The organism is Methylobacterium gnaphalii (assembly GCF_007992215.1).
Taxonomy (GTDB): Bacteria; Pseudomonadota; Alphaproteobacteria; order Rhizobiales; family Beijerinckiaceae; genus Methylobacterium; species Methylobacterium gnaphalii.
This window is the reverse complement of the sequence record NZ_BJZV01000007.1, coordinates 135,086-158,382: the sequence shown is the minus strand read 5'-3', so window position 1 is coordinate 158,382 and position 23,297 is coordinate 135,086. Positions and strand designations below refer to the sequence as shown.

Sequence of the window (23,297 nt, the reverse complement as noted above, 5' to 3'; positions counted from 1 at the left end):
CGACCGGCGCAACATCGCTAGCGGAACGGCGGCTCGTCAAAGCTCCTGAGCTTCCTCGAATGCAGCCCGTGCCGATCGGCGCGCAGCGCGTCGAGAGTGGCGAGGCCGATGAGCAGGTGCTCGTTCACGGCGCGCTCGTAGAAGGCGTTGGCGGCGCCGGGCAGCTTGATCTCGCCGTGCAGCGGCTTGTCGGAGACGCAGAGCAGCGTGCCGTAGGGAACACGCAGGCGGTACCCCTGAGCGGCGATGGTGCCGCTTTCCATGTCGACGGCAATGCAGCGGCCGAGATTGATTCGGCGGCGTTCCTGCGTGAAGCGCAGCTCCCAGTTGCGGTCGTCGTAGGTGACGACGGTGCCGGTGCGCAGGCGTCGCTTCAGGGCCTCGTCGCGCTCGCCCGTGACGGAGGCCGCGGCGTTTTGGAGGGCGATCTGCACCTCGGCCAGCGCGGGCACCGGCACCTCCGGCGGGACGAGTTCGTCGAGGATGCGGTCGAGCCGCAGGTAGCCGTGGGCAAGAACGTAGTCGCCGATGGTCTGCGACTGGCGCAGGCCCCCGCAATGGCCGACCATCAGCCAGCAATTCGGGCGCAGCACCGCGAGATGGTCGGTGATCGTCTTCGCGTTGGAGGGACCGACGCCGATATTGACCAGCGTCGTACCCTGCGCGCTGCCGTCCTCGCCCCGCGCGACCAGATGGTAGGCCGGCATCTGGAAGCGGTGCCAGGGTGAGGCCGCGACCAGGGCCTCGGCACTCGCCGTTGCAGCCTCCGCTCGGCTGACACTCACGCCGCCCGGCAAGACCAGGCGCTCGAACGGGCTGTCCGGTGCCGCAAGCTGCTCCAGGCCGTGCTGCACGAAGCGGTCGACGTAGCGGTGATAGTTGGTGAGCAGGATCCAGGGCTGGATCTCGCGCCAGTCCGAGCCGGTGTAGTGGACGAGGCGGCGCAGCGAGTAGTCGGTGCGCACGCCGTCGAACAGCGAGAGCGGGCGCGGCTCGTCGGGATGCTCCTGCCAGAGCCCGTCGGCGATCTCGTCGCCCACAACCGAGAGCAGTGGCGTCGGGAAATAGGTGGCGAGCTGGCTCGAAGTCACGCCGTTTCGGGTGAGGTCGGCACCGGGCTCGACGATGTAGGAATACGGGATCTCCTGCCCGCTCAGGCCCACTTCGAGGGTGGCGCCGTAATCGCGCACGAGGTGTTGAAGCTGCTCCAGCAGGTAGGGACGGAAATGGCCCGGATGGGTCAGCGTCGTGCCGTAGGTGCCCGGTGCCTGGAACTTCGCCGTCGCCCGGCTGATCCGGGGCATCGGGCCGCTCGGATGGTAGGTCGCGCGCAGTTCGGGATAGCGGAACTGCAGGCGCTCGGTGGCGTCGGGCGGGATGCCCTCGTCGAGGAAGCGCGTGAGCGCCGAGCGCAGCGCCTGGGTGGCCCCTTCGTAGAGCGCCGTGAGCCGGTCGACAGCGGTCTCCGGATCGGCGACCACCTCCATCGGGCGAAGCTCTTCGCTGTCCATGCCGCCTCCCGCTACCTTCCGTCCGGGCTGTACACCCCAGGCGCGAGGAAGGCGACCACGCGGCCCTTGCCCGCGGGCGCTCGCTCGGCGCAGATCGAGGCGTGAGGCGTGAGGCAGAAGGCAGCCGCGGATGAGTGACGAGTTCGGGCGGCGCGAGGGCGAGGAGAGCATCGTCCTACCGCGGGAGTACGATGCCGGCCTCCACTTCATCGGCCGCATTCGCACGCCTTGGGCGAAGCGCAGCGAGTGCCCGAAGAACGGCACGCAGACGGATGCGGTCTGCACGCTGGAGGTCGATCCGCTCTACGCGCCCGCCCTGCAGAACGTCGATGGGGCGAGCCACCTCATCGTGCTCTACTGGATGGACCGGGCAGTGCGCGATCTCGTGCGCCAGCAGCCGCGCCATGCCGATGGCGGCCGCGGCACCTTCTCACTCCGCTCTCCCGCCCGGCCCAACCCGATCGCGGTCGCAGTGGTCCAGCGTCTCGGTATCGAGGGAGGGAATGTCTCCGTGCGCGGTCTCGACTGCCTCGACGGCACGCCGCTGCTCGACATCAAGCCGTACTACGCGACCACGGATTCGCGGCCGGAGGCAACGGTGTTCCGGTCCGGGCGCGATGGCACAACGGCCCGGGCATGACCCTGTGATCAGGCGGCAGAGCTGCGTTGCGGCGGCCTGATGCGGTACCAGCCAACATAGAGGGCGGGTAGGAACAGCAGCGTCAGCAGAGTGGCGGCGAGGATGCCGCCGATCATTGCGTAGGCCATCGGCCCCCAGAAGACCTCACGGGCGATGGGGATCAGGCCGAGGCTTGCCGCGGCGGCCGTGAGCAGGATTGGGCGCATGCGGTGGCGCGTGGCCTCGATCACGGCGTCCCAGGGCTCGTGCCCCTCGGCCTCTGATTCCTCGATCTGACTGACCAGGATCAGCGCGTTGCGGATGATGATGCCGATCAGGGCCAGGATGCCGAGGATGGCGACGAATCCCATCGGCTTGTTGAAGATCAGCAAGGCCGGCACCACGCCGATCAGCCCGAGCGGCGCGACGGAGAACACCAGGAAGAGCTTCTGGAAGCTCTGGAGCTGGATCATCAGCAGCGTCGCCATGGCGAGCAGCATCACAGGCACCACGGCGGCGATCGGGCCCTGGCCCTTGCCGGCCTCCTCGACGGCGCCGCCGATGGCCAAGGTGTAGCCCTCGGGTAGAGCCTTCACGAAGGCGTCGATCCCCGGCTGCAGGGCCGCGACGATAGTGGGCGGCTGGGTATCGTCCTTGATCGTGGCGCGCACGGTGATCGTCGGCACCCGGTCACGGCGCCAGACGATGGGCTGCTCCAGGTCGTAATCGATCTTGGCGAAGGCCAGCACCGGCACGACGGACCCGTTCGAGAGCGCCACCTGCAGGCTCTGCAGGGTCTCCAGAGAGGTGCGCTCGATGGTCTGCGCGCGGCCGACCACGTTCACGAGGTAGATCGAGTCGCGCACCTGCGTGATGGCCTGGCCGCCGACGACGCCGTTGAGAATGCCGGCGATGTCCTGGCTGGTCACGCCGAGCTGGCGCGCCTTGTCCTGCAGGATCTCGACGCGCAGCACCTTGCCGGGCTCGTTCCAATCGAGGGTCGGGTAGGCGACGCGCTTGTCGGTGGCCACCACGTCGGCGAGCCCAAGGGCGAGGCGGCGCACCTCCTGAACGTCGGGTCCGCTCAGCCGGTACTGAATCGGGCGTCCCACGGGCGGGCCGAGGTTGAGGGGTTGCACCAGCACGTCGATGCCGACGAAGTCGCGCCGGCCGATCTGCTGAAGCCGCGCGATCACCTTGTCGCGGACTTCGAGCGACTTCGTCACGATGACGGCCTGTCCGTAGAAGGCGTTGGCGAGCTGCTGATCCAGGGGCAGGTAGAAGCGCACCGCGCCCTGGCCGACATACGAGCTCCAGCGCTCGATGTCGGGGTCCTTCTTCAGCTCGGCCTCGAACCGGTCCATCTGCGCCTTGGTTTCGGCGATGGTGGCGTTCTGCGGCAGCGTCAGGTCGACGAGCACCTCGGCTCGGTCCGAGGACGGGAAGAACTGTTGCTGGACATGGGTCATGCCGTAGACGGCGGCGCCCATCAGCGCGACGCAGATGATCACCGTGATCCAGCGCAGGCGCATGGCCACCTTGAGCACCGCGAGGAACATGCGGGTGAACAGCCCGCGCTTCTCATCGTGGTGCTTCATCGTCTTCGGCAGCAGCGTCACCCCGAGGAGCGGCGCGAACAACACCGCGACCACCCACGACACCGCGAGCGAGGCCGCAATCACCACGAAGAGCGAGTAGGTGTACTCACCCGCCGACGAGCCGTTGAAGCCGATGGGCAGGAAGCCGGCCACTGTCACCAGCGTGCCGGTGAGCATCGGGAAGGCGGTGGAGGTATAGGCGAAGGTCGCGGCCTTCTTGAGCGAGTCGCCGAGCTCGAGCCGCGCCACCATCATCTCGACGGTGATCATGGCGTCGTCGACCAGCAGGCCGAGGGCGATGATGAGCGCGCCGAGCGAGATACGCTGCAGCGTCACGCCCATCACCTGCATCACCACGAAGACGATGGCGAGGACGAGCGGGATCGACACCGCGACGACGAATCCGGCGCGCAGGCCGAGGCTGACGAAGCTCACGAGCAGCACGATCACCACGGCCTCGACGAGAGCCTGGGTGAAGCCGCCCACCGCCTCCTCGACGATCTTCGGCTGGTCCGAGACGAGATGCACGCCAACGCCGATCGGCAGCTTCGCCTCGATCCTGCGCATGCGCTCCTTCAGGTTCTCGCCGAACTTCAGGAGGTTAGCGTTGGGCCGCATGGCGATGGCAAGCCCGATGGCCGGCTTGCCGTTGACGCGGAACATCGCGGCCGGCGGGTCCTCGTAGCCGCGATGGATCTCGGCCACGTCGGCGAGGCGGAAGAAACGGTCGTTGAAGCGCAAGTTGACGTTCTTGACCGACTCTTCCGAGGCGAACTGGCCGGTCACGCGCAATGAGACGCGCTCCGGGCCCGCCTGAACCACGCCCGAGGCCACCACCGCATTCTGCGATTGCAGCTGCTTGATCAGCGCCTGGATATCGATGCCGAAGCCGGCAAGCTTGCGGGTCGAGAAGTCGAGATAGACGGTCTCTCCCTGTATCCCCATCAGGAGGGTCTTGCCGATATCGGGCACCTTCAGGATCTCGGTGCGAACTCCCTCGACGTAGTCGCGGAGTTGCCGGTGGGTCAGGCCGTCGGCGGTGAAGGCGTAGACGTTGCCGTAGACGTCACCGAACTCGTCGTTGAAGGACGGTCCCTGCACGCCCTCCGGGAAGGTGTACTGAATGTCTCCGAGCCGCTTGCGGACCTGGTAGAAGGCCGGCTGGATCTCCTCCTTCTTCGTGGTGTCCTTGAACTGCACGAACACCGTGGCCTGGCCCGGCGTCGTGTAGCTGCGGACGTAGTCGAGCACGCTGATCTGCTGCAGCTCCTTCTCGATCCGGTCGGTGATCTGATCGAGGGTGTCCTTGATCGTCGCGCCCGGCCATTTCGCCTGCACGACCATGGTCTTGATCGCGAAGGGCGGGTCCTCCTCACGGCCGAGGCGCGAGTAGGACATCACCCCGCCGAGCAGGCAGGCGATCATCAAGAACCAGACGAGCGAGCGGTGCCGCAAAGCCCAGTCGGACAGGTTGAACGAGGTGTCGGAGCGCTGCTCCGGCGTGTCGGGCTTCTGATCGGTCACGGCGTGATGTCTTCGATGCGGACGGTCTGGCCGTCTGTCAGCGAATGGACTCCGGCGAGGACGACGCGCTCGCCGTCCCTGACGCCGTCGCGCAGGCTGACGCGGTCGGCGTCCTTCTTGGCCACGGTGACGTCCCGGCGTTCGACACGGGTCGAGCCGTCCTTGTCGACCGGCGGTGCGATCCAGACGGAGGTCTTGCCCTCTGCCTCGACCAGGGCGGTGGCCGGCAACGGGACGTAGGGCTCGACCCTGCGGGTCAGCCCGACGGTGATCGTGGCGCCGAGGCGGAAAGCCGAGGGCGGGTCGATCAGCGTCAGCTTGATTCGGCGGGTTCGGGTGCTCTGGTCGGCGAAGGGCGCGATCTCGCGCACGGTTCCGAGGGCGGTGATTTGAGGCGCACTCTGGAGCGAAATCGTGAAGCGGCCCTCGCGCGGCATGGTGCCGACGAAATCCTCGGGGATGTCGACGACGGCCTCGCGCACCTCGGGCCGGGCCACCGCCACCACCGCCTGGCCGGCGCTGAGCACCTGACCGACCTCGGCGAGGCGCTGCGTGACGACGCCGTCGAAATCCGCGTTTAGCTCGGTGTAGCCCATCTGGTCGCGGGCCCGCTGCAGGCTCGACTGGGCCTGAGCGAGGCGGGCCTGGGTGGTGTCGCGGTTCGCCACCGCCGAGTCGAGCTGGGCCTGGGTGACGTTGCCGCCCTCCATCAGCTTGCGCGAGCGGGCCTCGGTGGCGGCGGCGTTCTCGGCCTGGGCCTTGGCGTCGGCGACGTCGGCCTCGGCGCGTGTCAGCGCGAAACGGTTCACCGTGGGGTCGAGGGCGGCGAGGCGCTGGCCCTTCTTCACGATGTCACCGACGGTGACGTCGCGCGCCGCGACGCGCCCGCCGATCTGGAAGCCGAGCTGCGACTGATAGCGCGGCTCCACGGTTCCGGCGAAGGGCCCGAACAGGTCAGTATCGACCCGCTTGGCGACCGTCACCAGAACCGGCCGGATCGGCGCCGGCACATGGCCTTCCTCGGCCGACGGCGTGCAGGCGGCGAGCCACAGGGCCGCGAGGGACAGGGTGACGAGCCGCCTCATTTCGCGATGCCCTCGGCCTTGGCATCCGCTACCGCGACGCTCTGGCCGGGCCGCAGGAACTGGATGCCGGCGGTCACCACGGACTCGCCAGGCTCGACGCCCGAGGCGAGCGCAATGGTGTCGAAGGTGTAGCGGTCGATGGTTACGATGCGCGGCGAGACCGTGCCGCTCTGGCGATCGTAGATCCACACCGCCGGCTTGTTCTCCCAGCGGTAGAGCGCCGACCAGGGCAGGATCACGGCCTCGCCGGCCTTGAAGCGTCCCTTGCCGATGACGACGGAGCCGAGTGCCATCTGCGGCGGCGTGTCGGCGAGCCCGATCTTGATCCGGACCGTGCCCGAGGCCTGATCCACCGAGGGCGAGATCTCGCGCACAGTGCCCGTGGCGGTGACCCGCGGGTCGGCCTGCAGCACCACCGTCACCGTCTTGTCGGCAGGCGGGTTGGCGGGGAGCGCCTCGTAGACGTTGAACACGGCGTCGCGTGCTCCGTCCTGGGCGAGAACGAGCACGGTCTGACCGGCCTGAACGACCTGCCCCGTCTCGAAGCTGCGGCTCAGCACGACGCCCGCCACGCCCGAGCGCAGTTCGGTGTAGGAGAACTGCTCCTGCGTCGTGCCGAGCTGGGCCTTCGCCGATTCCACCGCGGCCTGCGTGGTGCGCAGTTGTTGCTCGGCCTGATCGTAGGCCGGCCGTGTGGTGTAGCCGCTGGAGAGCAACTGCTCCTGGCGCCTGAAGCCGACTTTGGCCTGCGTCAGCAGGGCCTCCGCCGAAACGAGCGCCGCCTTGGCGTTGTCGAGATTGGCCTGCTGTTCCTGCGGATCGAGCGTCGCGAGGACCTGGTCCGCCGCGACGTGGTCGCCGACTTCGACGAGGCGCCGGGCAATCTTGCCATTGATGCGGAAGGCCACACTGGTTTGGGCCTGGGCCTGGATGTCGCCCGTGAAGACGACGTCGGCGGCTACGGCGGTACGCTGGGCCTCCACGACGCGCACGAGCACGATCGAGGTGTCGTTGGGATCGTGACCCGCATCGGGTGAGGCCGCCCGCGCGACGGACGAGCAGAGCAACGCAACCGCCAGCGCAGCGGCGCGGTTACCGGAGCCGCGAGTCGGACGGGACGAAGGCATGGGACGGGGTCCGCGGCTTTCGATTCCAGGCATCTATCGCGGCAGAGGCTTATCCGCTACTTTACCGACCGTCCAGACGGTTTTTAACGAGGCGGGTATGGAACCGAGGACACGTAGCCGGCGCGAGGATCGCCCCGAGGTCATTCTCGACGCGGCCGAGAGCGTGATGCGCCGTCAAGGCGCGCGCGCCCTGACGATCGATGCCGTCGCGGCCGAGGCTGCCCTGAGCAAGGGCGGCGTCCTGCATCACTACGCCTCCAAGGATGCGCTGATCTGCGCGCTGGCCAAGCGCAAGCTGCAGCGGCTCCGGGAGGGGATCGCCGCGCACGAGGCCAGCCAGCATCCGCCCTCGGCCTCACCGGCCCTGGCGATGATCGCGAATGCCCGCGACACCTATTGCGAGGAGGGCGGCTTTCCGCGCGCGCTCCTCGTCGCCTCGGCCGAGACGCCAAACGCTCTCGCGGATTTTCGGACCTTCGTTGCCGAGCGCTTGGACCAGATGGCCCGGATCGAGGGAAGGCCGGGCGCCGGGGCGGTGCTGACCTTCGCGATCATCGGGCTGTTGGTCGGGCGCACGCTCGGCTTCCATGACCTCACCGGCGAGCAGGCCGACCGGGTGTTCGACGCCCTCGAGGTGCTGGCGGGGGAGTTGGGCGCAAAGGGCTGACCGATCCGTTCCCAGCCCCGGGATGACGGGGTGATGTCGTTACGCGAATGCCGCCATCGCCTCGAACACAAGCGCATGCCGCGCCGCGAGGGCAGCGACGTCGGTGTCGTAGCCGCCGCCAATCACCGTGACGAGCGGGATGCCGCGGCGCCTCGCCTGCTCGATCACGAAGCGGTCGCGCGCCATCAGGCCCTCGTCGCTGAGGCAGAGGCGTCCGAGCCTGTCGTCGCGATGCGGGTCGACGCCGGCATTGTAGAAGACGAGGTCGGGCGCGAAGGCCTCGATCAGCGGCGGCAATTGCGCCTCCAACACCGCGAGGTAGCCGGCATCGCCGAGATCGTCCGGCAGGCCGATGTCGAGATCGCCCGGTACCTTCGGGTTCGGGTAGTTCTGCTCGGCGTGGATCGAGAGCGTGAACAGGTCGGTCTCCCCCGACAGGCATTCGGCAGTGCCGTCGCCCTGGTGCACGTCGAGGTCGACGACGAGCGCCCGCTGCACCGCGCCCTCCCTCTTCAGGGCGAGCGCGGCGATTGCCACGTCGTTGAAGACGCAGAAGCCGCGCCCGCCATCGCGCCGCGCATGATGGCTGCCGCCCGCCGCGCTCCCCGCGAGGCCGTGCGCGAGGGCGAGCCGCGCCGCGGCGAGCGTGCCGCCGGACGAGGCGCGCGAGCGTGCCACCACGCCTTCATCGCAGCGGAAGCCGATGGTGCGCTCCACGTCTGGCGAGAGCGTCTGGCCGAGGACGGCATCGACGTAGGATCGGTCATGGGCGAGCGAGAGCAACTCGGCACTGGCCGGCTCAGGCCGCTCAAAACCCTCCGGCACAAGGCCGCGCTCGACGAGGATCTCGGCGAGCCGTCCGAATTTATGCATCGGGAAGCGGTGGCCTTCGGGCAGGCTCGCCTCGTAGGCGGGATGAAACAGAATCGGCACCATGCCCCGCTTAGATGGTGCGCGATCGGCGCGTGCTCAGGTCCAACTGCCCTGCCCTCGTCCCGGAAGGCGACCCGAGACAGGATCGGGGTGGCGCTGCGGCCAAGCTGCAAAGGCTCTGTCACACGGCTGAAATCGGCTGCCAGCTAAGGGCACCCGATGCCATGGCGATGGCGTTGCGGAGTGAGCGCGCATGTTCAACAGCATCGAGAGCGCAACCTGGATTGCCCTGTCGGTCTGCGGTGTTCTGACCCTGATCCACTTGGCCAGCATCGCGCTGGCCGCGAGCCGTCTCGGCCGCAGCCGCGGCAGTTCAACCTTTCCGGCAGGTGCGGCGATCTCACTGGTGCGCCCGGTCTGCGGGCTCGAGACCTTCAGCGAGGAGACGCTCGCCCGTGGCTTCGCCCTCGACTACGCGAGCTACGAGATCATCTTCTGCGTGGCGGATGGCAACGATCCGGTCTTGCCGCTGGTGCGCCGACTGATGGCTGCCTATCCCGCCGTGCCGTCGCAGCTGATCATCGGCGACGTGCGGGTCAGCGACAATCCGAAGCTCAACAACTGCGTGCGCGGCTGGGACGAGGCGCGGCACGACTGGGTGGTGCTCGCCGATTCCAACGTGCTGATGCCGCGGGACTACCTGCAGCAGCTCCAGGCCGCCTGGCGCGCCGATACCGGTCTCGTCTGCTCGACCCCCATCGGGGCGCGGCCGGACGGCTTCTTCGCCGAGGTCGAGTGCGCCTTCCTCAACACTCTGCAGGCGCGCTGGCAGTATTCGGGCGCGGCCCTCGGCTTCGGCTTCGCGCAGGGCAAGAGCATGCTCTGGAACAAGCCGTTCCTCGAGGAGCACGGCGGCATCCGGGCGCTCGGCGCCGAGATCGCCGAGGATGCGGCGGCGACGAAGCTGGTGCGCGCGGCTGGTCGCAAGGTCCACCTCGTCTCCGCGCCGTTCAGCCAGCCGCTCGGATGCCGTGCGCTGTCCGAGGTGTGGTCGCGCCAGCTGCGCTGGGCGCGGCTGCGTCGGATCACCTTCCCGCTGTTCTTTGCGCCCGAGATCGGCATCGGCGCGCTGCTCCCCTTCGTGCTGGCGGCCTCACTTGCCGGGACGCCGGCGGCCGCAGCCGGCTTGGGCTTCATGGCCGCGCTCTGGTACAGCAGCGAGTTCGCACTGGCCCGCCATGCCGGCTGGTACCGCCCGGCCCGGCTGTTGACCGCGATGCTGGTGCGCGACGCAATGCTGCCCGCGATCTGGGCCGGCGCCTGGTTCCGCAGCGCCATCGTCTGGCGCGGCAACCCCATGGACATCCGGAAGGCCCCGCTGCGCCTGCCTTCGCCGGCGACGGCGGCATGAGCACACGATCCCGGGAGACCTCCTCGATCCGGCAGCCCAGGCGAACCGTCGTCCCCATCCCGGCCGATGCGGGCTCGGCCGGGGCCGTTCCTCTCAACCCTTCGGGCGTAGGCCGAAGCCGCGATCCTTGGCCATTTCCGATCGCCTGGCCGAATAATTCGCTGCGATCATCGGGTAGTTGGACGGAAGGCGGTACCGCGCCCGGTAGCTCTCGAAATCGAGCCCTTGCGTGGAGAGGTGGCGCTTGAGGGTCTTGTACGGCTTTCCGTCGATGAACGAGATCAGTGCATCGGGCGTGATCGAGCGCTTGATCTGGCTCGGTGTCGGCAAGTCCTCCGACTTGTTCGAGCTGTCCACGGGTGGAGAAAGGTTCAAGAGCGCGTCATGCACCTTCAAAATCAGGTTCGGCAGCTCATCGCAGGGTAGCGAGTTGCTTGCGACGTAGTTTGCGACGATGTCGGCCGCCAACCGTATCGGTCGCGAGGTGCCAAGTATCGTATCCGTGACTGGTTTGTCGGGCTCGCTCATTCAATTGCCTTGATATGTACAAATTCTGACATTCGTCTGATTCCTTGGGAATTCACCATACGTCAATTCGACGCACAAAAGAATGCACTTGACGTTTGATTTGGGCTCCACCCAAATGGGTGGGAGTATGGATGAAATCGGCCGCTGCCACGATCTCGTCGATTCGTTTGTCCGTTACGGGTGAGATCAGGTCGGTGCCCCCAGGGCGTTTCCAAGGTGTCCCATGGTTGCGAGGGGCTGGTCTCGCGACCCTCAGCTCGGGCTTCGGGCGGATCAACGAGGCTTCTGCTGACGGCGAGGGAGCGCGACGATTGCCATGCCCCATCGCGCGCTTCGCGATGCTGTCGAAGATGTTGGACTGCTGATCGATGAGGCGGCTTTCGATGTCGGCCGCTGGCAGGATGTCTTGGACGGCCTGACGCGGAGCCTGCCGGGCACGCGCGCCAATCTGCAGGTGGTCGATCCGACCCTGGGTCGCGCCGCCCCGATGGTCAGCTCCGGCTAGCAGGCCTCGGAGATCGACGCCTATGCGCGTCACTTCGGAGCGATCAATCCGTGGGTGCCGCTCCTGCTCCGCTCGTCGACGATGACGACGATTTGCGCCGAGCACGAACTGCCGTATGCCGAACTGCTCAAGAGCGAGTTCTACCAGGACTGGCTCCGTCCGATCGGAGAGGCCGACGGCTCGAGCGGCATCAAGCTGTTGGACAGCGGAGGCCGGTTCGGCGCCTTGACCTTCAGCTACGATGTCAGGCGGGCTGACGGGAACTGTCCCGACATCGCGCATATGCTCCAGGCGCTCGCACCGCGGATCGAACGCTCGCTCAACATCAGCCGCCTCGGCGTCGGCGCTTCATGGCGAGCCGAAAGCTCCGCCCTAGTTCACGCGATCGCCGATTCGGCTCTCATCGTGAGCTGGGACGGGCGTTTGCTGGAGGCGAACATGCCGGCATCCGATCTCATCGAATCCGGTGGCGCCTTCGGCCTGGGTGCGGCCGACAGGATCCGCTGGAAGGATGCTCGCATGGCGGCGCGCTTCCAGGCGGCCCTGCGCGCGGCCTGCCTCGGGCGCCCGAGCCGGCGAACGGATTGCGGCTCTCGACGGTGGCTGGCGACTTTGCGCTGACCATCATCAGCCTTCGCCCCGACCTGAGGCGGAACCGCGGACTGACTCCATGGCTGGCCGCGGGCGAGGTTGCGCTCGTCGTGATGAAGCGCTGCGGCCCGGGCGGGCCGGCGGATGCCGGACGGATCCTGTCGCAGCGCTACCGGCTCTCGCCGGCTGAAGTCCGGCTGGTTCTCGCCATGGACGGCAGGCTCGCGCTGTCCGACGTGGCGGCCGCCCTCGGGATCTCGTACGAGACGGCGCGCTGGCACCTCAAGCGTGTCTTCGCCAAGCTCGGCATCTCTCGGCAGGCCGAGCTGGTGGCGATGGTCCTCGCGCTGAAGGGGTCGGCCCTCGATCAGTGACCGCAGCTCGTGACATCGCCGGAGGCGGCGATCGGACGGCCATTGACGAAGACGCCGCGGGAGCCGCTGACGATCATGCCGCAACCGGCGTCGTCGCCCACCGTCGCCACGGGCTTGCCATTGATGAACACGTTCGAGGAGCCGGTGCGGATCGTGCCGCCGCTGGTGGCATCGCCCTGGCGTGCGGCCGGCCTTCCGTTGATCGTCACGCCCGTCGCACCTCCGACGATGACGCCGGGCTTCCCCTCCTGAGCGATTGCGCCCGTGCCGAGGAGAGCGAGGCCGGCTGCGAGAAGGATCGTGTGACGGAGCATGGTCCGGATCTCCCCCGGGGGTTTCGCGGCGCAGTCTCGACTCTGCGCGCGACAGCCTAGCCCGGGACAAGCCCGGACGTCACGACAGGGCTCACGTCTACGGAATGCCCAGGATTTTGTGCGTCTGCAGCGACAGGCGCCAGCGCGCGTCGGCCCGGCAATAGGCGATGGCGGCCTGCGTGTAGGCGAGGCGGTCGGGTCCGTCCATCGGCTGCAGGAAACGGCGTGTGAAGGCGAGGTCGGCGAAGCGTTCGGGTTCGGCACCCTCCTGCGGAAAGACCAGCTTGAGCTCGTGTCCGCTCGTCTGCACCAGCGGGTTACCGGCCTTGGGGCTGACGCAGATCCAGTCGATCCCCTCCGGCGCCGCGAGGGTGCCGTTGGTCTCCACTGCGATCTCGAAGCCCCGCGCGTGCACGGCGTCGATCAGCGCGGCGTCGAGCTGCAGCAGCGGCTCGCCGCCGGTGAAGACCACGAAGCGATCGGTCTTTCCGCCTTCCCAGGTCTGGGCGATTGCCGCGGCGAGATCGGCGGCGGTGGCGAAACGCCCACCCCCCTCGCCGTTCAGGCCGACGAAATCCGTGTCGCAGAACCGGCAGGCAGCCTCGGCCCGGTCCTCCTCGCGGCCGGACCAGAGATTGCAGCCGGCAAAGCGGCAGAACACGGCGGCGCGACCCGCCTGCGCGCCCTCGCCCTGCAGCGTGTGAAACACTTCCTTGACCGCGTAGGCCATCGCTCGTCCTGCCGGAGTACCGGCCTGCCTCTCGCCCCGTCAGCCTCGCAGATAACCCCGCCGACCGCGGATCGCCACCGGCCGTACCGCGCTCCTGCCCGTCCTGCATGGCCCGGCGCCGAGTTCTGCCGCTTCGCCTTGCTCTCGCCAAAGAGCCCGCGTTGAAGTCCGGCGTTGTGTGCCCGACACTCGGCACGCCGGGCGCCTGCCCTCACTCTTCTCGCGACTGAGACCTTCTCCGATGCTGAACCGGGTTCTTGGACGGGTGATCGGCGCTTTCGCGGCGCTGGCGGCGCTGGCGGGCAGTGCCGCCGCGATCACGGCGCCGATCGTCGTGGTCGAGGTCGATTCCGGCAAGGTGATCTACAGCCAGGCGGCCACCGATCCGTGGTACCCGGCCTCGATCACCAAGCTGATGACCACCTACGTGGCGCTCGACCTGGTGCGCCAGGGCAAGATCTCGCGCGACAGCCTGCTGACGATCTCGCCGGCCGCCGCCGCGGAGCCGCCCTCCAAGATGGGCTTCAAGCCCGGCACGCAGCTCACCCTCGACAACGCCCTCAAGATCATCATGGTCAAATCGGCCAACGACGTGGCCTGGGCGGTCGGCGAGAATCTCGGCGGATCGATCGAGGGCTTCGCCGACATGATGAACGAGACCGCGCGCCGGATCGGCATGCGCGAGAGCCGCTGGTACAACCCCAACGGCCTGCCCGAGCCGCGGCAATGGACCTCGGCCCGCGACATGGCGATCCTCGCCCGCGCCCTGATGCGCGACTTTCCCGAGGCGCACGACCTCTTCAACATCTCGGCGATCCAGTACGGCAAGTACGTGATGGCCAACCATAACGGCCTGCTCGGACGCTATGCCGGTGCCGACGGCATGAAGACCGGCTTCATCTGTTCGGGCGGCTTCAACGTGGTGGCGAGCGCCACCCGGAGCGGCCGGCGCATCGTCGCCGTGGTGATGGGCCAGCCGAGCGCCCGCGAGCGCGACCTCAAGACCGCCGATCTGTTCGATTACGGCTTCAGCCAATCCGCCGGCTGGACGGCGCCGACGCTCGAGGCCCTGCCCGCGTCGAGCACCAGCGAGCCGCCGGACATGCGTCCCTTCATCTGTGACCGCAAGAAGCCGATGCCGGTGGATGAGGGCCAGGGCGCGATCACCGCTGGCGGCCCTCCGGGGTCGGACAACGCCTTCTCGCAACTCCTCGGCAGCACCACGCATGGCCAGGCGCCGCTGGCGCTCGCCACGCTGAACAGCGCCAACCTGCGCGGCCGGTCCCTGCCGCCGCGCGCGCCCCTCCAACCGATCGCGGTCTGGACCGGCAGCAACCCGGCCGAGGGCGCTGCGCAGCTCGCGGCGGACGAGGAGGCGGCCAAGAACACCAGGGCTGCCAAGATCGCTGCCGCCAAGCAGAAGCGCGAGGCGGCGCGTGAGGCTGCCAACCAGGCTAAAGCGGAGAAGGCCGCCAAGCAGCGCGCCGCCGCCGTCACCGCCCCGCACCCTCACAAGGGCGCACTGCCAGCCTCGGCCAGCGCCTACACGGCCGCCGATGCCAAAGAGAAGAAGGCTCCGGCCAAGGCCGCCGCAAAGCCGGCTGCCAAGGCAGCGGCGAAGCCAGACAAGCCAGCGGCCAAGCCGGACCCCAAGGCTGCGGCCAAGCCCGCGGCCAAGAAGAAGAGCGCCGCGGCGGCGGAGTAGCGCCCGGGCAACGGATTCGCGCCGGACACCGTCCGCCGCATCTTCCGCATTGACGGTGTCTCCCGGTGCGGCTTAGTCGAGCCATGCGCAGGCCATCGCACCGATCGGCTCCAGGCCGCGCGGTCATTGCCGTGGCCGCGCTCTACGCGCTGTTCCTGCAGGCTTTCCTCACCACGCTGCAGCCGCTCGCCCCGCTCGCGGACCCGACCGGAATCATCTGCGCCGAGCACGACACGGCGAGCGGGCAGCCCGGCGACCACTCGCTGCCCTGCCACCAGCATGCCTGCTGCCTGCCCATGGCGGCGACGCATCATCCGTTCGCAGCCCTGCATGCCCCGGCCCCTCCGGAGGCGTGGCCGTCCCGCGAGGCCGTCCGCGTCGCCTGGCATCCCTCCGACGCAAGCGCGCCGCGCGCACCGCCCGACCCTGCCGTCGGCCCAAGGGGTCCGCCTGCCGCCTGACCGATCACACCCTCCGATCGCTCAAGGCCCCGGACCCGTTCCATGTCCCGTATCGTCACCGGTGACGCTGCCCTCGCAGCCGTCCCGCGCCCCCGCGCCTCGTGGCACGAGGCGGCCTATCGCGCCGTCTGGCGCTGGCACTTCTATGCCGGGTTGCTCTGCCTGCCGTTCCTGATCGGCCTCTCGGTCACCGGCTCGATCTATCTGTTCAAGGACGAGATCAACGGCAGCGTCTTCGCCTACCGGAACATCGTGGCGGTGCAGGCCAGGGCGCCGCTCGGCCCCGACCGCCTGATCTTCAACGCCTCCGAGGCGGTGCCGGCTGGGCGACCGGTCTCCTATCTCGATCCGGCGTCGCCGGACGCCTCCGCCATCGTCACGATGCAGGAAGGCAGCCACAAGATCCTAGTCTACCTGAACCCTTACAACGGTGACGTGCTCGACCGGGTCGAGCGCAGCGGCGAGTTCATGACGGTGGTGCGGCACCTGCACAGCCTCAGCTATTTCGGGCCGGTCGCGAACGGCGTGATCGAGGTGGTGGCGGGCTTCACCATCATCCTCGTCGTCACCGGCCTCTATCTCTGGTGGCCGCGCGGCCAGACCGGAGGCGTGATCTCGATCCGCGAGAACCCGCGTAAGCGGGTCTGGTGGCGCGACTTTCACGCCGTGACCGGCCTCGTCGCCGGCCTCGGCATCCTGTTCCTGGCCTCGACCGGCCTGCCCTGGTCGATCTGGTGGGGCCAGCAATTTCGAGCCTGGTCGAACGAGGCCGGGCTGGGGCAGCCCCGCGCCCTCTGGGCCGGCAAGCCAGTCTCCGCCGTGCCGATGGGGCAGGTGCTGGAGACGGCCGGCTGGGCGATGCAGGACGCGCCGGTGCCGAGATCGGCCCCGGTCTCGGCCAACGGCATCGGCACCGACCGGGCGGCGGCGATCCTGTCCGAGCTCGGCATGCCGCGCGGCCACGAACTCTCCCTGCCCTCCGGCCCGACGGGCGTCTTCGCGGCCGCCGCCTATCCGAAGGATGTCGGCCGGCAGCGCATGATCTCCCTCGACCAGTACACGGGCAAGCCACTGGTCGACGTGCATTTCAGCGACCTCGGCGGCGTCGCCAAGGCCGTCCAATACGGGATCGGCATTCACAAGGGTGAGCATTTCGGGCTCGCCAACCAGCTCGCCATGCTGGCCTTCTGCCTCGCCACGATCCTGCTCGCCGTCACGGCGGGCGTGATGTGGTGGAAGCGCCGCCCCGCCGGGCGCCTCGGCACGCCGCCCTGGCCGCGCGATCAGCGCGTGGTGGCGGGCGTGAGCCTGATCATGATCGTGCTCGGCGCGCTGTTTCCGCTGACCGGACTCGTCATTCTCACCATGCTGCTGATCGATATGGGCTTTCAGCTCGCCCGAACGCGGATGGCGGCCTGATCCAGGGCGAACGGGCAGCGATCCCGTGCCGAACCCTCTGCAGATCCTGCCCGGCCGATGGCGCCGGCTCTCCCATGCGCTCCTACCCCCATTGGGGGGCGGCAGGGGTCGCTCTGCCTGCCGCGGTCGAGGCTGGCTGAACCGCCCTCACCTCCGGCTCCCCTCCGCAAGGGGAAGGAAGGCGTTCGGCGCGGCCCTGCTGCTGCTCGCGCTCTGGGTCCAGACGCTGGCGCCGGCCCTCGCGCTGCATTGGGATCTCGCCTCGACCGGCCCGATGCTCGACCTGACGATCTGCGGGCATCCCCTCGGGACGGGTGACGCGCAGGCGGCGGCGGAGCTGCCGCAGCCGGCCATGCCGGGGTGCAGCCATTGCGGATTGTGCTCGGCCGGCGTCGCGACGCCGGCCATGCCCGTCATTCCCCGGATCGCGCGGGCCCTGCGCTGGCATGTGGTCGCCTGGCCGATGCCGCCCCCGGCACGCCAGCGCATCGTCCCGATCCACCTGCCGCAGGCACGAGGACCACCCGAACCCGCCTGATCGCGACGCCATCCCCCTTCGCCGCCGAGGCACCGCCCGGCAGCATCCCCCGATCAGACGAGTCCTCCGATGCCCTCCCGTCCACGCCGCAGACCGAACGGCCGCTCCCTCGCCCTCCTGCTCGCGATCGGCCCGCTCGCCGCCACGGCGGCGCAGGCCGAGAACGCCACCCTCGAAGAGATCTCCGTCGTCGGCGAGGGCGGCGGTGCTGGGGCTGGCGCGGCTTTCGCGGCACCGCGGGCGGCCGCCGACAGGACAGTCGCGGCGCCCACGCCCCTCGACCGGCCCGTCGGCGAGGTCGTCACCAGCGTCGGCCGCGAGGGCGTCATCGAGAACCGCGCGGCCGCCACCGTCGCGGACATCCTGAGGAACAGCCCGGGCGTCACCGTGCGCCAGGGCAACGGCCCGCGCGACGTCGTGGTCTCGATCCGCGGCAACAACGCCCGCGCCACCGGCGTCTCGCGCAACATGGTCGTGCTGGAGGACGGTTTCCCCGTCACCCAGGCCGACGGCTCCTCGCGCTTCGATCTCGTCGATCCGCGCGCCTATTCGCGCATCGACGTGTTTCGCGGGCCGCAATCGGCCTATTTCGGCAACTTCGCCACCGGCGGCGCCCTGAACTTCGTCACGCGCAGGGGCCGCGAGATCGACGGCGTCGAGATCGGCTCCGATGCCGGCAGCAGCGGCTATCTCAACAACTACGCGGCCTTCGGCGGCGTCAGCGGACCGATCGAGTACAGCCTGTTCACCAGCGACACCCGCGGCAGCGGCTTCATCGAGCACAATTCCTTCAACACGCAGACGATCAACTTCCTCGGCACCTACACGCCGGAGCCCGAGGACCGCTTCACGCTGAAGATCATCAACAACGAGGTCTTCACCCTGCTGCCGGCGCGCTCCTCGCTGAACCAGTTCGCGATCAATCCCTTCCAGCGCGGCTGCCTCTCGGCGGCGACGGCCGCGCCCGGCTGCACCACCTTCAACCTGCTCCTGAACGGCCGAAACGGCGCCACGGTGCCGGTGACCGCCACCGAAGGTGCCTTCCTGCGTGGAGACCGCCGCACCATCGTCGGCGGCCGCTGGGAGCATGATTTCGACGCCTTCACGACCTGGCGCACGCAGCTCGTCTTCGACGACCGCAACATCAACCAGCCCTTCTACACGACCTCGTCGCGCGGCGACTTTCCGGGCCTGAACTTCCTGACCGACGTGACCCGGCACGGCGACCTCTTCGGCCTGCCGGCGACCGGCTACATCGCGCTGGCCTACAACACGCTGGACAGCCACCAGCTGACCTACAACCGGCTGCCCTATCTCGGGCCGCGCCTCGGCGCGCTCACCGCCGATCTCGACGCGACCCAGAGCAATCTCGGCGGCCGCGCCCGGGTCGAGCTGCAGCTCTCGGACCAGTGGACCGCGGTGGCCGGCATCAGCGCCGAGAACACCACCATCACGGGACGCAACATCACCTACGGCTACCCGACGGGCGGCGGTATCACCTCGACGCTCGCCAATATCGATCGCAGCTTCCTGAACGTGGCGCCGGAGCTGTCGCTTCTCTACCGGCCCGACGAGGCCTGGCAGTTCCGCGGCCGTGTCGCGGCCGGCTACGCCACGCCCTCGGCCTCGAACCTCGTGGTGACCTCGGCCGGCGTGCCCGGCAACAATACGGGCCTGCAGACGCAGGAGAATCTCGGCTTCGACCTCGGCACGGACTGGACGCCGCTGCCAGGCGTCCGGTTCAGCCTCACCGGCTTCTACGAGTTCTTCCGCAACGAGCTGGTCACGCAGTCACCGGGGGCGGGGCTGCTCAGCTACACCTTCAACGCGCCGGCCTCCGAGCATCGCGGCATCGAGTTCGGCGCCGACTGGGCCTTCGCGCCGGGCTGGCGGGCGACCGCGGCCTACACCTTCGACGACCAGATCTACACGAATTACACCGAGCAGCTCAGCGCCGGTGGCCTGACCCGCCGCTTCGATCGGGCCGGCAACCACATTCCCGGCGTGCCTGCCAACCAGCTCCTCGCGCGGATCGGCTACGACCAGCCGACGGGCCCGCTGGCCGGTCTCGGCGGCTATGTCGAGACGGTGTTCCAGGACGGCTTCGCCCTCGATAATGCCAATCTGCTGCGGGCGCCGGGCTACGCCATCGTCAACCTCAACCTGCACTACACGACCGCGCTGACCGGCTACGCCAAGCGGCTGAACATGTTCTTCGAAGTCCGAAACATCTTCGACAAGACCTATATCGCCTCGGCCCAGAACCTCGCCGACACGATCAGCGGCGCGACGGGCCTGCAGAACGGCGCGAACGTGCTCGCCAACACCACGGGCTCGGTCTTCGCCGGCGCGCCGCGCAACTTCATCGGCGGGATGAAGCTGTCCTTCTGAGGCCCGACCGGTTTCGAGGCTGGAGTGGCGGTGCGCGCGCGCGCCGCCTATCTCCCGCTGACGCTTCCACCGGGACCACGCCCTCCATGTCCGAACCCGCCGGCCGCCCGACGCCGATTCCGCTGACCGTGCTCACGGGCTTCCTCGGAGCGGGCAAGACCACTTTGCTGAACCGCCTGCTGCAGGACCCGGCGCTCGCCGACACCGTCGTGATCGTCAACGAGTTCGGTGAGATCGGGCTCGATCACCTGCTCGTCGAGACGATCGACGAGGACATGATCCTGCTCGGCGCCGGCTGCCTGTGCTGCACGGTGCGCGGCGACCTGATCTCGGCGCTCGAAGACCTGCTGCGGAAGCGCGACAATGGCCGCATCAAGCCGTTCCGCCGGGTCGTGATCGAGACCACCGGCCTCGCCGACCCGGCGCCGATCCTGCACGCGCTGATCGCGCACCCGTATCTGTCGCTGCGCTTCCGGCTGCAGGGCGTCGTCACCGTGGTGGACGCGGTCAACGGCGCCTCGACCCTCGACGCGCACCCCGAAGCCCTCCGCCAGGCCGCCGTCGCTGATACCCTGGTGATGACCAAGGCCGACCTGCCGGGTGCGGCGCCCGACGCGCTCGCGGCACGGCTGCGCGCGCTCAACCCCAACGCCACGCTCGCGGGGCCGGACGTCGCCGCCGAGACCCTGCTCGGCGGGTTCTTCGGGCTCGACGGGAAAAGCGCGGACGTGCGGGCCTGGCTCGGTGAGGAGGACGAAGCTGGGACGGGCCATGGGCATCACCATGATCCCCACAAACATCATGGGCATCATCATCACCATGAGCACGACGTGAACCGGCACGATGCCGCGATCCGGGCCTTCCACCTCGTCAGCGACACGCCCGTGCCGCGCCCGGCCTTCGAGATGTTTCTCGACCTGATCCGCTCGGCGCACGGGCCGAAGCTGTTGCGGCTCAAGGGTTTGGTGGCCATGGCCGACGATCCGGAGCGGCCGGTGGTGGTGCACGGCGTCCAGCACGTCGTCCACGCGCCGGTGACGCTGGATGCTTGGCCCGACGCCGACCACCGCTCCCGGCTCGTCCTGATCGTGCGCGATCTAAGTCCCTCATTCGTCGAGAAAATCTGGGACGCGTTCCTCGGCCGCCCGCGCATTGACGCGCCCGATGCGGCGGCGCTCACGGACAACCCGCTCGCGATTCCCAACGACTGATTTCAGGACGAATTGAATCGGCACCGTTCTTGAAACCTTAACTCCGTGCTCACGGGCACACCGGCCCTCCGTCCCGCAACGGGACAGCCGGTGCTGCGGATCGGGACGGATCGATGCCACCACGCTTCACCATCATCCAGGGCGGATTGCCCGAGACGGCGCCGCGCGCGAGCGCTGCCGAGGGCGAGGGACGCCCCTGGTTGGCCCTGGTGAGCGATGCGCCGGTGACCGAGGCCCAGGCCCCCGGCGGCTGGCGGGTGATACTGCGCCGGCCCTCGGAGCTGCATGATGCGGAGATCGAGGAATGGCGGGCGCTGGCTGCGCGCCGAACGGGCCTCGACCCCTTCTCTGACCCCGATTTCCTTGCGACGGCGGCCCTGCACGTGCCGCGCGGCAATACCGGTGGTGTCGCCTTCGCCATGGCCTACGCTACCAGCGAGAACGGCATCGAGCGGCTTCGCGGCGTGATCCCGCTTACCCTGCCGGGGCCAGTCCGCGGCGGCACGACCCTCTCGCTGTGGCATGCTCCGCTCTCGCCTCGCCTCGTCGAGCCGGTCTTCGACGATGAAGGCGTCCCCGACGCGGTCGAGGCGGTGCTCGGCCATCTCGCCCGGACCCGCTCGAGGACCGGCCTGAGGCTCACGGGCCTCAAGGCCTCTGGCGGTCTCGTCGCGGCGCTTCGCGCCGACCCGCGATTTCGGATCGAGACGTGCCGGGCGCCGGCCTCGATCCCAGAGGGTCAGTTCGTGACGCTGGCAAGCCGTGAGACCGTCTCGTGCGTCGAACGGATCACCGGTCCCGACGCCATCCGGGACGCCGTCGAGCGCTTCCTGCTCTTGGATGTCCAACGCTCGCGCCGCCCGATCCTGCCCGACCCTGCCATCGCCTCGACCCTGCGTGTCGTCTCCCGCCTCTTCGCCCGCCGCGGCCTCATCGAGGTCGAGCTGAACTCTGCCTGGGGCGAGGTCGTCTCCGGCGCGATCCGTCTCGGCTGTGAGGGCAAGCGCGTGACCTGGCGCTCCGTCAACCTCGACGAGGCCGGACCAGCGCAAGCGCGCACCGTCGACATCGAGATCACCCTCTCTACTGGGGTGGAGCGTGCCGGCGCGGTGGGTCTGGCGTGAGACACTTGCCGCCCATCATGGCGTCGACAGCCAAGCCAGGACAGGGACAACTTCTGTACGAAACCTGACAGTTTCAGATTGTCCGTATTCCAGGTTCTGCTACCTTGAATTCATCATGCAATGCGCGTGGTGCGCTGTAGGGGGAGATCGGCGAAATGGTGCTGCTCTGCGCGGGCTGTGCGGCCGTGATGGCCCTCTGCATCGCAGCGACCTTTGTGGCCCTCAACCTGTGACGGAACCGCAGCAAGGTTGATCGGAACGCGACGGCCACGGCTTGCGCTGAGTCTTCGGCGTCGTGCAGTCAGGCGCCCCTGCGACCTCGACGCCCATCGTAATCTGGCTGGGTTGTTCTCATCTGACGCGGCATCACCTGCCCCGCTCAAGCCAGATGCCGCGCTACTTCATCGATCTGCACGACGGCGCGAACTTCGTGAAGGACCGCGTCGGGTTCGACGTGCCAGACGCCGACGCCGTTCGTGCACGCCTGCTCGGCGTCGTGTCCCGCTATGCCAGGGACATGAGCGCCGACGAGGATCGGCAAGACCTGTTCGTGATCGTCCGCGACGAAGCCGACCGCATCCTGCTTCGCGCGCACCTGTCCCTCGACTTCGAGTCGCTCGAGACCGCCTAGCCTAGGCTGCTCCCACTCCGCGAGCGGTCCGACAGCCGGGCCCGATCAGGCCTCGCTGTCGCCGCCCGCATCCGTCGAGGCGGCGGCCGCAGTGTTCTGCGCCACCGCGTAGGACAGCGCATCGGCAGCGGCCTCGAGCCCGCCGATCAGGTCGTCGAGCGGCCGGTCGGTGCCCCCGGCGCGCGCCTGCGCGATGCGTGCGGCGATGCCCCGGACCAGGATTGCAGCTGATCCCTCGACGGAGGGGTTTTGGGCGACTTGCCGTGCCAGCTCGTCGAAGGTCTCGGGCATGGTCATCTCGTGATCGTGGTTGAGCCTGTGGATTACGCGGAAAGGGGCGGTGCGGGTCCCGGCGCCTGT

At 68.7% G+C, this 23,297-nt stretch carries 23 protein-coding genes; 14 read left to right on the top strand and 9 right to left on the bottom strand.

All coding sequences use genetic code 11. The features are described 5' to 3' along the window. Window positions 1-17: 17 nt before the first annotated feature. Complete coding sequence (locus MGN01_RS08840; protein WP_147046233.1) at window positions 18-1,511, bottom strand: AMP nucleosidase; 1,494 nt, start codon at window positions 1,509-1,511, stop codon at window positions 18-20. 130 nt (window positions 1,512-1,641) lie between these two features. Here MGN01_RS08840 and tsaA point away from each other — a divergent pair, with 130 nt between their 5' ends. Then, the gene (gene tsaA / locus MGN01_RS08835) at window positions 1,642-2,151 is read left to right on the top strand and encodes a tRNA (N6-threonylcarbamoyladenosine(37)-N6)-methyltransferase TrmO (protein WP_147046232.1); all 510 of its coding nucleotides are present in this window, start codon (window positions 1,642-1,644) and stop codon (window positions 2,149-2,151) included. An 8-nt stretch (window positions 2,152-2,159) separates the two neighbouring features. On the opposite strand, the gene MGN01_RS08830 is transcribed toward tsaA, so the two are convergent. Genes MGN01_RS08830 through MGN01_RS08820 form a run of 3 tightly spaced genes read right to left on the bottom strand, consistent with a single transcriptional unit; the run spans window position 2,160 to window position 7,464 of the window. After that, entirely contained in the window at window positions 2,160-5,252 is a 3,093-nt protein-coding gene (locus MGN01_RS08830) for an efflux RND transporter permease subunit (protein WP_147046231.1), read from the bottom strand. Beyond that, window positions 5,249-6,337, bottom strand: coding sequence for an efflux RND transporter periplasmic adaptor subunit (locus MGN01_RS08825; RefSeq protein WP_147046230.1), 1,089 nt, complete (start codon window positions 6,335-6,337; stop codon window positions 5,249-5,251). The genes MGN01_RS08830 and MGN01_RS08825 overlap by 4 nt, the downstream gene beginning before the upstream one ends. Then, window positions 6,334-7,464 carry an efflux RND transporter periplasmic adaptor subunit gene (locus MGN01_RS08820; RefSeq protein ID WP_147046229.1) on the bottom strand — a complete coding sequence of 377 codons (1,131 nt, stop codon included), beginning with the start codon at window positions 7,462-7,464 and terminating at the stop codon, window positions 6,334-6,336. Before MGN01_RS08820 ends, MGN01_RS08825 begins: the two co-directional genes overlap by 4 nt. 97 nt (window positions 7,465-7,561) lie before the next feature. On the opposite strand from MGN01_RS08820, the gene MGN01_RS08815 reads away from it, so the two are divergent. Beyond that, on the top strand, window positions 7,562-8,131 hold the full coding sequence (locus tag MGN01_RS08815) for a TetR/AcrR family transcriptional regulator (protein WP_147046228.1): 570 nt from the start codon (window positions 7,562-7,564) through the stop codon (window positions 8,129-8,131). A 39-nt stretch (window positions 8,132-8,170) separates the two neighbouring features. Here the strand turns inward: MGN01_RS08815 and MGN01_RS08810 are convergent, their stop codons facing one another. Further along, window positions 8,171-9,067: a histone deacetylase family protein gene (locus MGN01_RS08810; RefSeq protein ID WP_147046227.1), complete on the bottom strand. Its 897-nt coding sequence runs from the start codon at window positions 9,065-9,067 to the stop codon at window positions 8,171-8,173. Window positions 9,068-9,257: 190 nt separating this feature from the next. Here MGN01_RS08810 and MGN01_RS08805 point away from each other — a divergent pair, with 190 nt between their 5' ends. Continuing rightward, window positions 9,258-10,415: a ceramide glucosyltransferase gene (locus MGN01_RS08805; protein ID WP_147046226.1), complete on the top strand. Its 1,158-nt coding sequence runs from the start codon at window positions 9,258-9,260 to the stop codon at window positions 10,413-10,415. Window positions 10,416-10,508: 93 nt separating this feature from the next. Here the strand turns inward: MGN01_RS08805 and MGN01_RS08800 are convergent, their stop codons facing one another. Next, the gene (locus MGN01_RS08800) at window positions 10,509-10,943 is read right to left on the bottom strand and encodes a Ros/MucR family transcriptional regulator (RefSeq protein ID WP_147046225.1); all 435 of its coding nucleotides are present in this window, start codon (window positions 10,941-10,943) and stop codon (window positions 10,509-10,511) included. Between the two features lie 316 nt (window positions 10,944-11,259). Here MGN01_RS08800 and MGN01_RS08795 point away from each other — a divergent pair, with 316 nt between their 5' ends. The 3 genes from MGN01_RS08795 to MGN01_RS23500 are packed head-to-tail and all read left to right on the top strand — an operon-like array spanning window position 11,260 to window position 12,413. Then, entirely contained in the window at window positions 11,260-11,448 is a 189-nt protein-coding gene (locus tag MGN01_RS08795; RefSeq protein WP_147046224.1) for a hypothetical protein, read from the top strand. Window positions 11,449-11,502: 54 nt separating this feature from the next. Further along, window positions 11,503-12,069: a hypothetical protein gene (locus MGN01_RS23505; RefSeq protein WP_170245911.1), complete on the top strand. Its 567-nt coding sequence runs from the start codon at window positions 11,503-11,505 to the stop codon at window positions 12,067-12,069. Beyond that, window positions 12,048-12,413 (top strand): helix-turn-helix transcriptional regulator, encoded by a 366-nt coding sequence (locus tag MGN01_RS23500; protein ID WP_170245909.1) that lies wholly within the window; start codon window positions 12,048-12,050, stop codon window positions 12,411-12,413. Before MGN01_RS23505 ends, MGN01_RS23500 begins: the two co-directional genes overlap by 22 nt. On the opposite strand, the gene MGN01_RS08785 is transcribed toward MGN01_RS23500, so the two are convergent. Both MGN01_RS08785 and queE read right to left on the bottom strand, forming a co-directional pair. Further along, window positions 12,407-12,727, bottom strand: a complete 321-nt coding sequence (locus MGN01_RS08785) for a PAAR domain-containing protein (RefSeq protein WP_147046222.1) — start codon at window positions 12,725-12,727, stop codon at window positions 12,407-12,409. The genes MGN01_RS23500 and MGN01_RS08785 overlap by 7 nt on opposite strands. A 97-nt stretch (window positions 12,728-12,824) precedes the next feature. Next, on the bottom strand, window positions 12,825-13,457 hold the full coding sequence (gene queE / locus MGN01_RS08780) for a 7-carboxy-7-deazaguanine synthase (protein WP_147046221.1): 633 nt from the start codon (window positions 13,455-13,457) through the stop codon (window positions 12,825-12,827). Window positions 13,458-13,698: 241 nt separating this feature from the next. On the opposite strand from queE, the gene MGN01_RS08775 reads away from it, so the two are divergent. From MGN01_RS08775 to MGN01_RS08740, 8 genes are all read left to right on the top strand, one after another. Continuing rightward, window positions 13,699-15,162, top strand: a complete 1,464-nt coding sequence (locus MGN01_RS08775) for a D-alanyl-D-alanine carboxypeptidase family protein (protein WP_147046220.1) — start codon at window positions 13,699-13,701, stop codon at window positions 15,160-15,162. A 131-nt stretch (window positions 15,163-15,293) separates the two neighbouring features. Next, window positions 15,294-15,623 carry a hypothetical protein gene (locus tag MGN01_RS08770; protein WP_238257768.1) on the top strand — a complete coding sequence of 110 codons (330 nt, stop codon included), beginning with the start codon at window positions 15,294-15,296 and terminating at the stop codon, window positions 15,621-15,623. Window positions 15,624-15,665: 42 nt separating this feature from the next. Further along, the gene (locus tag MGN01_RS08765; protein ID WP_147046218.1) at window positions 15,666-17,042 is read left to right on the top strand and encodes a PepSY-associated TM helix domain-containing protein; all 1,377 of its coding nucleotides are present in this window, start codon (window positions 15,666-15,668) and stop codon (window positions 17,040-17,042) included. Window positions 17,043-17,067: 25 nt separating this feature from the next. Next, window positions 17,068-17,580, top strand: a complete 513-nt coding sequence (locus tag MGN01_RS08760) for a DUF2946 family protein (protein ID WP_147046217.1) — start codon at window positions 17,068-17,070, stop codon at window positions 17,578-17,580. Window positions 17,581-17,649: 69 nt separating this feature from the next. Further along, window positions 17,650-19,971 carry a TonB-dependent receptor family protein gene (locus MGN01_RS08755; RefSeq protein ID WP_147046216.1) on the top strand — a complete coding sequence of 774 codons (2,322 nt, stop codon included), beginning with the start codon at window positions 17,650-17,652 and terminating at the stop codon, window positions 19,969-19,971. Between the two features lie 86 nt (window positions 19,972-20,057). Further along, on the top strand, window positions 20,058-21,182 hold the full coding sequence (locus MGN01_RS08750; RefSeq protein WP_147046215.1) for a CobW family GTP-binding protein: 1,125 nt from the start codon (window positions 20,058-20,060) through the stop codon (window positions 21,180-21,182). Window positions 21,183-21,295: 113 nt separating this feature from the next. Beyond that, on the top strand, window positions 21,296-22,306 hold the full coding sequence (locus MGN01_RS08745) for a GNAT family N-acetyltransferase (RefSeq protein WP_147046214.1): 1,011 nt from the start codon (window positions 21,296-21,298) through the stop codon (window positions 22,304-22,306). A 388-nt stretch (window positions 22,307-22,694) separates the two neighbouring features. After that, on the top strand, window positions 22,695-22,937 hold the full coding sequence (locus MGN01_RS08740) for a DUF6894 family protein (protein ID WP_147046213.1): 243 nt from the start codon (window positions 22,695-22,697) through the stop codon (window positions 22,935-22,937). Window positions 22,938-22,982: 45 nt separating this feature from the next. Here the strand turns inward: MGN01_RS08740 and MGN01_RS08735 are convergent, their stop codons facing one another. Beyond that, complete coding sequence (locus MGN01_RS08735; RefSeq protein WP_147046212.1) at window positions 22,983-23,228, bottom strand: hypothetical protein; 246 nt, start codon at window positions 23,226-23,228, stop codon at window positions 22,983-22,985. Window positions 23,229-23,297 lie beyond the last annotated feature (69 nt).